7 protein-coding genes are annotated in these 13,748 nt (G+C 70.7%); 5 read left to right on the plus strand and 2 right to left on the minus strand.

Annotated features, from left to right (window positions below; genetic code table 11):
* Positions 1–28: 28 nt before the first annotated feature.
* The 5 genes from D7X55_RS01130 (at position 29) to D7X55_RS01150 (ending at position 7,541) form a co-directional block, all read left to right on the plus strand.
* Positions 29–703: a hypothetical protein gene (locus D7X55_RS01130; RefSeq protein WP_121721950.1), complete on the plus strand. Its 675-nt coding sequence runs from the start codon at positions 29–31 to the stop codon at positions 701–703.
* Positions 704–725: 22 nt separating this feature from the next.
* Positions 726–1,148, plus strand: a complete 423-nt coding sequence (locus D7X55_RS01135) for a hypothetical protein (RefSeq protein ID WP_121721951.1) — start codon at positions 726–728, stop codon at positions 1,146–1,148.
* A 170-nt stretch (positions 1,149–1,318) separates the two neighbouring features.
* Positions 1,319–2,707 (plus strand): ammonium transporter, encoded by a 1,389-nt coding sequence (locus D7X55_RS01140; RefSeq protein WP_121721952.1) that lies wholly within the window; start codon positions 1,319–1,321, stop codon positions 2,705–2,707.
* Between the two features lie 237 nt (positions 2,708–2,944).
* Positions 2,945–5,125 carry a hypothetical protein gene (locus tag D7X55_RS01145; RefSeq protein ID WP_233609450.1) on the plus strand — a complete coding sequence of 727 codons (2,181 nt, stop codon included), beginning with the start codon at positions 2,945–2,947 and terminating at the stop codon, positions 5,123–5,125.
* Between the two features lie 250 nt (positions 5,126–5,375).
* On the plus strand, positions 5,376–7,541 hold the full coding sequence (locus tag D7X55_RS01150) for a hypothetical protein (RefSeq protein WP_233609451.1): 2,166 nt from the start codon (positions 5,376–5,378) through the stop codon (positions 7,539–7,541).
* Between the two features lie 94 nt (positions 7,542–7,635).
* On the opposite strand, the gene D7X55_RS01155 is transcribed toward D7X55_RS01150, so the two are convergent.
* Both D7X55_RS01155 and gltB read right to left on the minus strand, forming a co-directional pair.
* The gene (locus tag D7X55_RS01155; protein WP_121721955.1) at positions 7,636–9,096 is read right to left on the minus strand and encodes a glutamate synthase subunit beta; all 1,461 of its coding nucleotides are present in this window, start codon (positions 9,094–9,096) and stop codon (positions 7,636–7,638) included.
* A 3-nt stretch (positions 9,097–9,099) separates the two neighbouring features.
* Positions 9,100–13,671, minus strand: coding sequence for a glutamate synthase large subunit (gene gltB / locus D7X55_RS01160; protein WP_121721956.1), 4,572 nt, complete (start codon positions 13,669–13,671; stop codon positions 9,100–9,102).
* Positions 13,672–13,748: the final 77 nt, after the last annotated feature.

Below are 13,748 nucleotides of genomic sequence, written 5' to 3' on the forward strand. Positions count from 1 at the left end.
CTGCGGTCTCCTTGAAATTGGACTGCGGATGCCAGCGAACCTCTACTGGACGGTGTTGTTCGTGGCGCTGGGGTGCTCGGCGCCGCATCCGGATATCCGTGTCCGCCAGCTCGCCAACGGCATGTACGAGGTCGAGGGCCCCCTGGCGGGTCCCTTCAAAACGCGGGAGGAACTGGCGCAAGCGGCCTGTGTGCGGATGATCCAGATGCCCGGCGCGTCGACCCTGCATGGACGGCAAGGCAAGGAGTACTGCGCCCTCTGGTACTACTCGCCCCAAGCGGAGGCTTACTTCCTCAGCTACTTCTCGGACCTGGGCGGAGACGGGCCTGGAGGCAGGAAGTACTGCAAGGTGCCGCTGGCGCTCCGGGATGCCAGCACCCGTGACCCCGTCATCCTGGGGCCTGCGCATCCGCACCCCCACAACTGGGAGTTCTCTCGCGAGGACATGGGGGCGAACCACGCGCCGGATTGGTCGCCGTGGGGCTCCGCTCGCTTCGTGGACAAGTCCGGGAGGATCTGGGAGCACGAACTGCTCCTCTTCCATGGCCCCAGGAATGGCGGATGCCTTGCGTACGACTACAACTACTCCTCCCGGGTCGTGTCGGCACTGCGAGCTGGAAAGTGGATCCCTATTGGGAAGGCTTCTGGAACGGCAGGGGACTTCAGCTTCGACTTGTTCGAGGGGCAGTCATGGTTGCCGTAGCTGTTCGCGGGGAGGTCTCGCGATGAAGATGCTCACGGGGATGGCCCTGTTCTGCCTCCCACTGACTGGGTGTTCGCTGCTCGGGTACCACAAGGTGAAGAAGGCTTCGTGGGCGCCTCCCGAAGAGGCCGCTGCCGTGGTGTTTCCGAACTCGTTCAAGGAGGGCATCCACCTGGAGGGGCCCGTGATGGCCGCCCTCGAGGTCGCGATGAACGAGTTCTTGCCCCCGGGCTCGGAGGTCCAGACCGAGGATCCCGACAAGCGCATGGCGCAGTGTCTCTCCAGGCGGAGCACCTACGACACCCATGTGCTCCAATCGGGGTCCGACCTGTTCTTTGTGTGGTTCTCCCCGCGGCCCTCACGCTGTGGCTTGAATGAGCCCATCCTGGATGGGGGGGCCGTGTACGCAATCGACGGACAGGGGCGCATCCTGGACAGGAGGTAGCCGCCAGGGGCCTGCCTTGATGGTTGCTGCCTAAAGCATCGGCAGCGGGTTTTTAGGTTCAGAATTGAAGAATTTAGGCTTGTTTCATGCGGATTTATCCTCCGATGGATTGAAGTTAGCCCCTCTCAGACCTACACTGCATTGCGTCAGCTCTCTGGAGAGGTGCGGCGATGCAGAAGTGGATGGCGATGGTCCTGCTGGTGGCGGTGGGGGTGGCGGGCCTGCTGGTGACCCCGGCGGCGCAGGTGAAGCAGGGCGGTCCCATCAACCCGGCGGACACCGCGTGGCTGCTCACCGCCACCGCGCTGGTGCTGCTGATGACGCCCGGCCTGTCGTTCTTCTACGGCGGCATGGTGCGGCTGAAGAACGTGGTCTCCACGCTGATGCAGAGCTTCATCGCCATGGCCGTCATCAGCGTGCTCTGGGTCGTGGTGGGCTTCAGCCTGTGCTTCGGCGACAGCTTCCACGGCTTCATCGGCGACCCGCGCACCTTCTTCATGTTCAGCGGCGTGGGCGGTGAGACGCACCCGGACCTGGCGCCCACCGTGCCGCTGCTGCTCTTCGCGCTCTTCCAGCTCAAGTTCGCCATCATCACCCCGGCGCTCATCACCGGCGCGTTCGCGGAGCGCGTGCGCTTCAAGGCGTACCTGCTCTTCATGGTGCTCTTCAGCCTCTTCATCTACGCGCCGCTCGCCCACTGGACGTGGCACCCCGAGGGCTTCCTGCGCCAGTGGGGCGTGCTCGACTTCGCCGGCGGCACCGTGGTGCACATGTCCGCGGGCCTCGCCGCGCTCGCGGGCGCCATCGTGCTCGGCCGCCGCCAGGTGCACCTGACGCACGCCACGCACGCTCCCGCCAACGTGCCCTTCGTGATGCTCGGCACGGGCATGCTGTGGTTCGGCTGGTTCGGCTTCAACGCGGGCTCCGCCCTGTCCGCGTCGTCCCTGGCCACGCTGGCCTTCGCCACCACCAACACCGCCTCCGCCGCCGCGATGCTCGGGTGGATCGCCTTTGACTGGCTGCGCGGCCGCAAGCCCAGCGCCATGGGCGCCTGCGTGGGCGCGGTGGTGGGCCTGGTCGCCGTCACGCCCGCCGCGGGCTTCATCACCGTGGGGCAGAGCATCGTGGTGGGCCTGGTCGCCAGCTTCGTCAGCAACGCCGCCGTGCACTTCAAGAGCCGCACCGCCCTGGACGACACGCTGGACGTGTTCCCCTGCCACGGCCTGGGCGGCATCGTCGGGATGATTCTCACCGGCGTGCTCGCCAAGGACGTGGGCCTCATCCACGGCACCACGCGCACCTTCCTCATGCACATGCTGGCGCTGGTCGTCGTCTCCGTCTTCTCCTTCGTGGGCTCGTACCTGCTCTACAAGCTCGTGGACCGCATCGTCCCGCTGCGCGTCACCCGTGAGCAGGAGGAGCTGGGCCTGGACCTGAGCCAGCACGGCGAGACCGTGGGCGAGGTCCCCACCGCCGCGCTCGCCGTGCCCACGCCGCCCGCGCCCTCCGTCCCGGAGCACGCCGCTTCGCCGGAGCCCGTGGCGCCCGTGCCCGCGTAAAGCCGGGGCCCAGGCGTGCGGACCCCGCGAGGCGGGGAACCTGTCGGGAAGGGGATGCGCGCGGTGCCCGCTGATCATTCACGCGGGCATCGCCCTGTCCGGGGCCTGACTGCGACCTGCCGTGCGGTGGGCCTCCGGTCATGCATGCGCGCCCTCGGCGTTGAGACAAGGACCGTCATCGGATGACGGGGCTGTCGCTTCGCGTGGGGGGAGCGCATGTCTCAAAAGTGCAATGAATTGAGAATCGGTGTCCTGGGAATCGTGCTCGCGGTGGGGGGCTGCTCGAAGGAGCCCGCGTCCGCGCCGCCGCCGCCAGTGCAGGAGGCGCCGGCGGGCATGCAGTCCGGTCCAGGACGCACCGCCCGCCTGGCGGAGCTGCCCGCCGTACCGGGCGCGTCCGTCGTGGACGTCTTCGCCCAGACGCTGAAAAGGCCCACGGCGCTGGGGGAGACGACGGCGGTGCACGTGAAGCTGCCGCCGCCCGCCAACCGGGGGCTCACCAACAGCCTCGTGCGCGTGGTGGGAGACCCCGCACGGCCCACGGTCCTGTTCCACTCCGACACCCTGGAGCGGCTGGGCGCGGTCCGCTCCAGCCCTGGCCCGGACTTCTTCACGCTCTTCGCGCGGCTCCCGGACTCGGAGCTGGAGCGCCGCGAGGAGAACGAGCGACGGCTGGCCTCGGGCGAGTTCGGGATGCCTGGCCGGGAGACCGTCCTGTTCAACGGCCGCCACCCGGCTGCCCGTTACGAAGGGCTCCCCATGGACGCGGACGCCTTCGCGCACGGCGCGCTCGTGCCCCAGACGACGTGCCCATGGGTGCCGGTCTCCACCCAGGCCTGGTGGGAGCGGACGTTGATGATCCGCGACCCGGCCGTGGTGCTGGACCCGGCGCGCACGTGGGACCCGTGCACTGGCGCGGGGACGAAGGGCGGGATGTGGACCTTCGCGCACCTGATGCGGGAGATGGCCCAGGGCTCCGGCGCACTCCCGGAAGCCTTCGTGCTGAGCTGGCTGTCGCTGTGGCTCAATGACTTCCAGGCCAACGGCGACACGGTGCCCGCGCGCCGCAAGATGTATGACGAAGTGATTGCCCCCTGGGCCACCGCGAGCGGCGCGACGTCCACCCTCCAGCAGAACCCCACGACGGGCCGCTGGGAGGTGGCGCTGAGCAGGCCGCTGGACCTGGACCTCGCGCCCTTCCGTCTGCTGGCCATCGTCAACCGCATCGACCTGGCGGGCAGCCCGGAATACGGAGGCCGGTCCTCCACCCCCGGCGAGCTGCGGTTCGTCTTCGGGCTGACGCGCCCCTCGCCGTGGGGTGGTGGCACGGAGGCGACGTGCAACCTCAAGCCCTTCACCGTCATCTTCGAGTACGGCGTGCCGGGCCAGGGGTGCAAGGCCCTCACCCGCTGGGCGCGGCAGTGGGTGGGGTTGGGGCTGTCCTCCACCTTCGATGAAGCCTACCGGTCGCGGCTCCAGCAGATGACGGAGGGGGTCGTCCGGCGGGGACGGGCGCCGGGCAAGGGAAACGGCAACGCGCTCAATCAGATCCGCACCAACGAGGTGGCGCTGGCATTCCCATGGGAGCTGCGGGAGTTCCACCTGGCGGACGAGGACCCCGGCACCGGCAGGAACCTCCCCTCCAACGGGCTCCTGCGCGTCCACACGCTGGCGCTGACCCCGGATGACGCGACCCACGACTTCCGGACGGACCCCGACGTGGACTTCTTCGTGCGCACGCACGTCAAGAACGGCGTCGAGCAGCCGGTCGCCGTCCCCACCCACTGCACCGCCCGCTTCACGGTGCCTCGTGAGATGGATGGCAGGCCCTTCCTGGGCGCCAACTCGCTGGTGGTGCCGCCCACCCACTGGGAGGCTGTCACCGCGGTCTCCACCAGCGCCACGGAGGTCTGCGCGCGGAAGGAGTTCTCCAGCAACACCTGCAATGGCTGTCACTTCAAGGACACGGGCACCAACGACTTCACGGGCGTGGACAACCTGGCCTTCACGCACGTCAGCCCCACGTCCGGCATCCCGGCCCGGCAGTCCAAATTCCTCACGGGTGGGGGCGAGGGCTTCATGTACGTCGTGCCGGACGCCCAGTTTGGAGCGCAGGTGACGTCGTGGCCGTTCGCGGACCTGCTGCGCCGCCACCAGCGGCTCCAGGAGCTGGCCCATTGCTCCCCCTGCGGCTGGTTCATCGACCTGGACGCGGGCTACCTCAACCGGATGGAGGCCATCGCAGGGAACGTGCCCCTGGACCTGCCGCCCGGCTCGCCCGCGACGTCGCTCAGGGTGGGGCCCATCCGCGATGTGGGCGTGGTGAAGCAGCTGTTGGAGCTGCGCCCCGACTTCAGGATGAAGCCTCGGGAGCTGCCGCTCGACTTCATTGAACCGCCCGCGGCCCGCGTCCACTGACGGGCCTCGTGATGCGTTGGGCCTCCAAGTGTGTGGACCCCGCGAGGCCGTGAGCCTGTCGGGAAGGGAATGGGCGCGGACCTCGTGGATCATTCGAGTGGGCAGCGCCCTGTCCGGGGCCGGACTGCGGCCCGTCTGGGATTGGACGTCCGTGCGCGCCCTTCATCCCCGCGACGTTGAGTCAATGCCAGCCAGTCCATGCAAAGGCTGGCATTGCCGGGGGAAATGTATGTTTCGGAAGTGCGAGGAGTTGAGAATCGCCGTCCTGGGAGCCGTGCTGGCGGTGAGCGGTTGCGCGAAGGAGCCGGTACAGGAGCCCGGGCGTCAGGACGCCGCGGAGGCGTCCCGGGGGGCCACGGCGCGCCTGGGTGAGCTGCCCTTCGTGGACGGTGCGTCCGTCGCCAGCACCTTCGCCCAGAAGCTGGCGCGGCCCACGGCCCTGGGAGAGACGACGGCGGTGCACGTGAAGCTGCCGCCCCCGGTGGATCCGCTGCTTTCGGACAGCCTCGTGCGCGTGGAGGGAGACCCGGCGCGGCCCACGGTCCTGTTCCACTCCGACACGCTGGCCCGGCTGGGCGCGATTCCCTCCAGCCCCGGCCCGGACTTCTTCACGCTCTTCGCGCGGCTCCCGGATTCGGAGCTGGAGCGCCGTCAGGAGAATGAGCGCCGGCTGGCTTCGGGCGAGCTCGGCGTGACCACCCGGGAGACGGTCCTCTTCAACGGCCGCCACCCGGTCGCCCGCTACCAGGGGCTCCCCATGGACGCGGAGTCCTTCGGGTGGGGTTCCAAGGTGCCGGTCACGAGCTGCCCCCTGCTGCCGGCCTCCACCCAGTCCTCGTGGGAGCGGACGCTGATGATCCGCGACCCGGCCGTGGTGCTGGACCCGGCGCGCACGTGGGACCCGTGCACCGGCGAGGGAACCAAAGGCGGGGTGTGGACCTTCGCGCACCTGATGCGGGAGATGGCCCAGGGCTCCGGCGCGCGGCCAGAGGCCTTCGTGCTGAGCTGGTTGTCGCTGTGGCTCAATGACTTCCAGGCCAACGGCGACACGGTGCCCGCGCGCCGCAAGATGCATGACGAAGTGATTGCCCCCTGGGCCACCGCGAGCGGCGCGACGTCCACCCTCCAGCAGAACCCCACGACGGGCCGCTGGGAGGTGGCGCTGAGCAAGCCGCTGGACCTGGACCTCGCGCCCTTCCGTCTGCTGGCCATCGTCAACCGCATCGACCTGGCGGGCATCCGGGACTCCGACGGCAAGCCGAGCGACCCAGGGGAGCTGCGGTTCCTCTTCGGACTGACGCGCCCCTCGCCGTGGGGCGGTGGCACGGAGGCGACGTGCAACCTCAAGCCCTTCACCGTCATCTTCGAGTACGGCGTGCCAGGGGATGGGTGCGCGCCGGTCATCGCCTGGGCCCGGCAGTGGGCGGTGCTGGGGACGTACGGCTCCTTCAACGTGGCCTACAAGGCGCAGCTCCAGCAGATGACCCAGAGCGTCGTCCTGCGGGGAAGGGCTCCGGGGAAGGGCAATGGAAACGCGCTCAACCAGCTGCGCACCAACGAGAGCGCCCTGGGGTTTCCGTGGGAGCTGCGGGAGTTCCGGCTGGCGGACGAGAACCCCGTCAGCGGCAAGGACAAACCCTCCAACGGACTCCTGCGCGTCCACACGATGGCGCGGACCCCCGATGACGCGAACCACGACTCCCAGACGGACCCGGACATCGACGCCTTCGTGCGCACGCACGTCAAGAACGGCGTCGAGCAGCCGGTGACCGTCTCCACCCGGTGCACCGCGCGCTTCGCGATGCCTCGCGCCGTCAATGGCAGACCGTTCGTGGGCGCCAACTCGCTGGTGGGGCCTCCCACCCACTGGGAGGGCTTCAGCGTGACACCCACGGATGCCACGGAGGTCTGCGCGCGGAAGGAGTTCTCCGTGAACACCTGCAATGGCTGTCACTTCAAGGACACGGGGACGAATGACGTCTCCGGCACGGACAACCTGGCCTTCACCCACGTCAGTCCCACGTCGGGCATCCCGGCGCGGCTGTCCAAGTTCCTCACGGGTGGCGGCAGCGGCTTCATGTACGTCGTGCCGGACGCGCAGTTCGGGGCGCAGTTGACGTCATGGCCGTTCGCGGACCTGCTGCGCCGGCACCAGCGGCTCCAGGAGCTGGCCAGCTGCACCACGTGCGGCTGGTTCATCGGCCTGGATGCGGGCTACCTGTCCCGGATGGAGACGCTGTCCGGGAGCGTGCCCCTGGACCTGCCGCCCGGCTCCCCCGAGCCGGGGCTCACGGTGGGCCCCATCCGTGACGTGGGCGTGGTGAAGCAGCTGCTGGAGGCGCGCGGCGGTTTCAAGGCGCAGTCGCGGGAGCTGCCGCTCGACTTCCTCCAGCCGCCCGCGGCCCTCGTCCACTGATGGCGCGCAGTGGGAATGGACGATGTAGCCCGTCGAGTGTCTCCCCATCGGCCCTCCAGGAAGAGGGCCGTGTCGGGAGCTCGACGCGCCTGGGTCAGAAGGCGCAGTCCTGTCCGCGCGTGGGCAGCGCGGAGGCGGTGCCGGACAGCCAGGAGTCCAGCGCGCGCGCCGCCTCACGGCCGTCCGCGAGCGCCCAGACGATGAGGCTCGCGCCCCGGCTGGCGTCGCCCGCGCAGTACACGCCCGCCGCGGTGGTGGCGAACTTCGCGTCCACGCGCACCGTGCCGCGCGGCGACAGCGCCACGCCCAGCTCCTCCGCCAGCCGGTCCGTGTTCGGGCCGGTGAAGCCCATGGCCAGCACCAGCAGGTCCACCTCGAAGACCTGCTCGGAGCCCGGCATCTCCACCAGCTTCACGGCGCCGCCCGGCTCGCGCTGCACCTCCACGCGGACGGCGTGCAGGCGCTGGAGCTGGCCGTCCTCGCCCTCCAGCCGCTTCGTCATCATCGCGAAGGCGCGCTCGCCGCCCTCCTCCTGGCTGGTGGACGTGCGGAACACCAGCGGCCAGCGCGGCCACGGGTTCTCCTTCGCGCGCACCTGCGGCGGCGCGGGGAGCAGCTCCACCTGCATCACGCTCGCGGCGCCCTGACGCAGCGCCGTGCCCAGGCAGTCCGAGCCCGTGTCGCCGCCGCCCAGGATGATGACCCGCTTGCCCCGCGCCTCCAGCCGCGCGTCCGGCGCCGCGCCCGCCGTCACCACGCGGTTCTGGTGCTCCAGGTAGTCCATGGCCTGCAGCACGCCGGACAGCTCGCGGCCCGGCACGTCCAGCTCGCGGGCCTTGCGCGCGCCCAGGGCCAGCACCACGCCGTCGTACTGCTCGCGCAGCGCGCGCCAGCCCGGCGTCACGGACGCGTCCTCGCCCGTGCGGAAGACGATGCCCTCCGCCTCCATCAGCGCGAGCCGGCGGTCCAGCACCGCCTTCTCCAGCTTGAAGTCCGGGATGCCGTAGCGCAGCAGGCCTCCGGCGCGAGCGTCCTTCTCGTACACCGTCACGCTGTGTCCCGCGGCGTTGAGCTGCGCCGCCGCCGCCAGGCCCGCGGGCCCGGAGCCCACCACCGCCACGCGCTTGCCCGTGCGGCGCGCCGGAGGCCTCGCCTTCACCCAGCCCTCCGCGAAGGCGCGTTCGGAGATCTCCTTCTCCATCTGCTCGATGGTGACCGCGTCCCGGTCGATGGCCAGCACGCACGCGGCCTCGCACGGCGCGGGGCACAGCCGTCCGGTGAACTCCGGGAAGGTGTTGGTGCGGCTGAGCACCTGGTACGCCTCCTTCCACTGGCCCCGGTACACCGCGTCGTTGAAGTCCGGGATGAGGTTCCCCAGGGGACAGCCCTGGTGGCAGAAGGGGATGCCGCAGTCCATGCAGCGCCCCGCCTGCCGCTTCGCCTCGTCCGCCGCCAGCGGCAGGTGCAGCTCGCGCCAGTCCTCCAGGCGCTCCACCTTGTCCCGCTTGGGCGCGGGCACGCGCTGCCACTCCATGAAACCCGTGGGCTTGCCCATGGCTCAGGTCCCCCCGCCGACGACGTGGAGCTGCTGGACGCTCGTGGCGGGTGGCGGCCTTCGCGCCGCCCTCCGCGCCTGGAGCACGCGCTTGTAGTCGGACGGCATCACCTTCATGAACTGCGGCACCATCAGCTCCCAGTTGTCCAGGACCCGCCGCGCCAGCGCGCTGCCGGTGTGGTGCAGGTGGCGCTCAATCATCCCGTGCACGAGCCAGATTTCGGACTCGTCCACCAGCGACTCCAGCTCCACCATCTCCAGGTTGCAGCGCTCGCGGAAGGAGCGCTCGCGGTCCAGCACGTACGCGGTGCCGCCGCTCATGCCGGCCGCGAAGTTGCGGCCCGTCTGGCCCAGCACCACCACCACGCCACCCGTCATGTACTCGCAGCCGTGGTCGCCCACGCCCTCCACCACCGCCTGCGCGCCGCTGTTGCGCACCGCGAAGCGCTCACCGGCCAGGCCTCGCAGGTACACCTCGCCGGCCGTGGCGCCGTAGAGCACCGTGTTGCCCACGAGCACGTTCTCCTCGGGCGTGAAGCGGCTGCCCTCCGGCGGGTAGACGATGATGCGTCCGCCGGACAGCCCCTTGCCCAGGTAGTCGTTGGTGTCGCCCTCCAGCTCCAGCGTCACGCCGGACGCGAGGAACGCGCCGAAGCTCTGGCCCGCGGAGCCCTTCAGCTTCACCCGCAGCTTGCCGTCCGGCAGTCCCTGCGCGCCGTGACGGCGGGCAATCTCGCCGGACAGCATGGCGCCCACCGCGCGGTGCGTGTTCGCCACCGGCAGCGACAGCATCAGCGGCGGCCCGCCCGCGAGCACGGACTGCGCCTTGGACAGCAGCTCGTGGTCCAGGTGGTCCGACACGTCCTTGCGGTGCGGCGCCTGGCAGTGGCGCGGCTCGGTGGCCGGCGCGGCCGGCGCGGTGAGCAGCGCGGACAGGTCCAGCTTGCGCGCCTTCCAGTGGTCCACCGCCGCGCGCTGGCGCAAGAGGTCCACCCGGCCCACCAGCTCCTCCAGCTTGCGCACGCCCAGGCCCGCCATGTGCCGGCGCAGGTCCTCCGCCAGCAGGAGGAAGAAGCTGACGACGTTCTCCGGCGTGCCCTGGTAGCGCTCGCGCAGGGCCGGGTCCTGCGTGGCGATGCCCGCCGAGCAGGTGTTGAGGTGGCACTTGCGCAGCATGATGCAGCCCACGGACACGAGGCTCGCGGTGGCCAGGCCGAACTCCTCCGCGCCCAGCAGCGCCGCCACCAGCACGTCGCGCGCGGTGCGCAGGCCGCCGTCCACCTGCACGCGGATGCGCGAGCGCAGGCCGTTGTGCACCAGCACCTGCTGCGTCTCCGCCAGCCCCAGCTCCCACGGCAGGCCCGCGTGCTGGAGGCTGGAGAGGGGAGAGGCGCCCGTGCCGCCCTCGTAGCCCGCCACCACCACGCAGCCCGCGCCCGCCTTGGCCACGCCCGCGGCGATGGTGCCCACGCCCACCTCGCTCACCAGCTTCACGCTCACGCGCGCCTTCGCGTTCACGGACTGGAGGTCGTAGATGAGCTGCGCCAGGTCCTCGATGGAGTAGATGTCGTGGTGCGGCGGCGGCGAAATCAGCGTCACGCCCGGCGTGCTCCAGCGCACGCGCGCAATCCGCTCGTCCACCTTGTGGCCCGGCAGCTGGCCGCCCTCGCCGGGCTTGGCGCCCTGGGCCATCTTGATTTGAAGCTCGTCCGCGTTGACCAGGTACTCGGCGGTGACGCCGAAGCGCGCGCTGGCCACCTGCTTGATGGCGCTGCGGCGCGAGTCGCCGTTGGCGTCCTTCGTGTAGCGGCGGGACTCCTCGCCGCCCTCGCCGCTGTTGGACTTGCCTCCCAGCCGGTTCATCGCGATGGCCAGCGTCTCGTGCGCCTCCGCGCTGATGGAGCCGAAGGACATGGCGCCGGTGACGAAGCGCCGCGCCAGCTCCAGCGCGGGCTCCACCTCATCCAAGGGCACCGGCGTGCAGCCGTCCGTCACCACGTCCAAGAGGCCGCGCAGGTTGCTGTGCTCGCGCGTCTCGTCGTCCGCCAGCTTCGAGTACTCCTGGAACTGCACCGGGTCGTTCGCGCGCACCGCCGCCTGGAGCTTCGCCACGGTGGCCGGGTTCCACTTGTGCCGCTCGCCCTGCCGGCGCCAGCGGAACTGCCCGCCCACCGGCAAGAGGTGCTCCTCGCCGTCCGCGCCCGGGCCGAAGCCGCGCGCGTGCCGCTCCGCCACCTCGCGGCCCAGCTCCGGCAGGCCCACGCCCTCCACGCGCGACGACGTGCCGGTGAAGTGCTTCTCGATGAGGCTTCGCTGCAGGCCCACGGCTTCAAAGAGCTGCGAGCCTCGGTAGGACTGGAGCGTGGAGATGCCCATCTTGGACATCACCTTGAGCAGCCCCTCCTCCAGGCCGTGGAGGTACTGCGCCTGCGCCTTGTCCGCGTCCGCCTTCAGCTCACCCGCGTCCGCCAGCGCGCGCAGCGTGTCCAGCGCCAGGTACGGGTTCACCGCGGACACGCCGTAGGCGAACAGGCACGCGAAGTGGTGCACCTCGCGCGCCTCCGCCGTCTCCAGCACGATGCCCGTGTACATGCGCGTGCCGTCGCGCACCAGGCGCTGGTGCACCGCGGACACGGCCAGCAGCGCGGGGATGGCCGCGTGCGCCGCGTCCACGCCCCGGTCGCTCAGCACGAGGATGCTCGCGCCCGCGTCCACGGCGTCCACCGCCGCCGTGCACAGCCGCTCCACCGCGACCTCCAGCGCCGTGGCCGCGCCGCCCGCGTGCGGGTACAGCAGGCTCAAGGGACGCGGCTCGAACAGGCCCGTGTCGCCGCGCAGGTTCGCCAGGCGCGCCAGCTGCCCGTTGGTGAGGATGGGGCCGGGCAGGGACAGCCGGTGGCACTGCTCCGGCGTCTCCTCGAAGGTGTTGCCCTCCGGGCCCAGCGCGGTGGCCAGCGTCATCACCAGCGCCTCGCGCAGCGGGTCGATGGGCGGGTTGGTGACCTGCGCGAAGAGCTGGTGGAAGTAGTTGAAGAGGGTGGGGGCCTGGTCGCTCAGCACCGCCAGCGGCGTGTCCGTGCCCATGGAGCCCGTGGGCTCCTTGCCCGTCTCCGCCATGGGGATGAGCGTGGTGCGGACGTCCTCGTCCGTGTAGCCGAACGCGCGCTGCAGCCTCCACAGCGCCTCGCCCTTCACGCGCGCGGGGGCGGGGACCTGGGGCAGGTCGTCGAAGGTGAAGACGTTGCGCTGGAGCCAGCGGCGGTAGGGCCAGCGCGAGGTGATTTCGCGCTTCACCTCCTCGTCCTCCAGGATGCGCCCCTCCGTGGTGTCCACCAGCAGCATGCGGCCCGGCGTCAGCCGGCCCTTGCGGCGCACCTGCGACGGGGGCACGTCGATGACGCCCGCCTCCGACGCCAGGATGATGCGGTCGTCCTCCGTCACCAGGTAGCGCGCGGGGCGCAGGCCGTTGCGGTCCAGCGTCGCGCCAATGAGCTGTCCGTCCGTGAACGCGATGGCGGCGGGGCCGTCCCACGGCTCCAGCAGGGACGCGGAGTACTCGTAGAAGGCGCGGCGCTCGTCGCCCATCTCCTTGTTGCCCTCCCACGCCTCCGGGATGGTCATCATCATCGCGTGGGGCAGGGTGCGGCCGCCCAGGTAGAGCAGCTCCACCATGTTGTCGAACTGCGCGGAGTCGCTCTTGCCCGGGACGATGATGGGCCACAGCGGCTCCAGGCTCCCGCCCAGCTTCGCCGTCTGGAGCAGCCCGCGCCGCGCCGTCATCCAGTTGCGGTTGCCACGCAATGTATTGATTTCGCCGTTGTGCGCGATGAAGCGGAACGGCTGCGCCAGCTCCCACGTGGGGAAGGTGTTGGTGGAGAAGCGCGAGTGCACCAGCGCCAGCGCGCTGACGAACTCCGGGTGCCGCAGGTCCGCGTAGAAGCGCGGCAGCTGCCGGGGCAGCAGCAGCCCCTTGTAGATGAGCGTCTCCGACGAACAGCTGGCCACGTGGAAGCGCCCCTGCGGATCCACGCCGCGCGCCAGCACGCGGTTCTCCACCAGCTTGCGGATGCGGTAGAGCTTGCGCTCGAAGGCGCTGGGCACCACGCGGCGGCGCGCGATGAAGAGCTGACGGATGACCGGCGCGGCCTCGCGCGCGAGCGGCCCCAGCTCCTGGGGCGCCACCGGCACGTCACGCCAGCCGAGCAGCCGCTGCCCCTCCTCCTCCACCACGTCCTCGAACAGCGCCTCGCACGCGCGCCGCGCCTCCGGCTCCTGCGGCAGGAACACCTGCGCGACGCCGTACTGGCGGCGCGGCGGCAGCTCGAAGCCCAGCCTCGGCGCCTCGTGGTTGAAGAAGCGGTGCGGCAGCTGCACCAGGATGCCCGCGCCGTCGCCCGTCTCCGGGTCGCGCCCTGCCGCGGCGCGGTGGCTCAGCCGGTTGAGCAGCTCCAGCGCGTCCTCCACGATGCCCCGCGAGCGCTGACCCCGGATGTGGGCCACGAACCCCACGCCGCAGGCGTCGTGCTCGGTCTCCGGCTCATACAGCCCGTAGCGCGGAGGGAGGGTGAGCGGCATCGTCGGGACCCCTTTCCCGCATGACGCGGGAAGCCAAGCTGTTGAGCAGTCAGGCTAACGCGGCGTGTCGCGGCCCG

The sequence above is a fragment of the Corallococcus sp. AB049A genome, assembly GCF_003668885.1.
Lineage (GTDB): Bacteria > Myxococcota > Myxococcia > Myxococcales > Myxococcaceae > Corallococcus > Corallococcus interemptor.

Bases quoted from the DNA above. Each gene is read 5' to 3' on its own strand.
- D7X55_RS01130 (WP_121721950.1), top strand. From the start codon at position 29: ATGCCAGCGAACCTCTACTGGACGGTGTTGTTCGTGGCGCTGGGGTGC.
- D7X55_RS01135 (WP_121721951.1), top strand. From the start codon at position 726: ATGAAGATGCTCACGGGGATGGCCCTGTTCTGCCTCCCACTGACTGGG.
- D7X55_RS01140 (WP_121721952.1), top strand. From the start codon at position 1,319: ATGCAGAAGTGGATGGCGATGGTCCTGCTGGTGGCGGTGGGGGTGGCG.
- D7X55_RS01155 (WP_121721955.1), bottom strand. From the start codon at position 9,096: ATGGGCAAGCCCACGGGTTTCATGGAGTGGCAGCGCGTGCCCGCGCCC.
- gltB (WP_121721956.1), bottom strand. From the start codon at position 13,671: ATGCCGCTCACCCTCCCTCCGCGCTACGGGCTGTATGAGCCGGAGACC.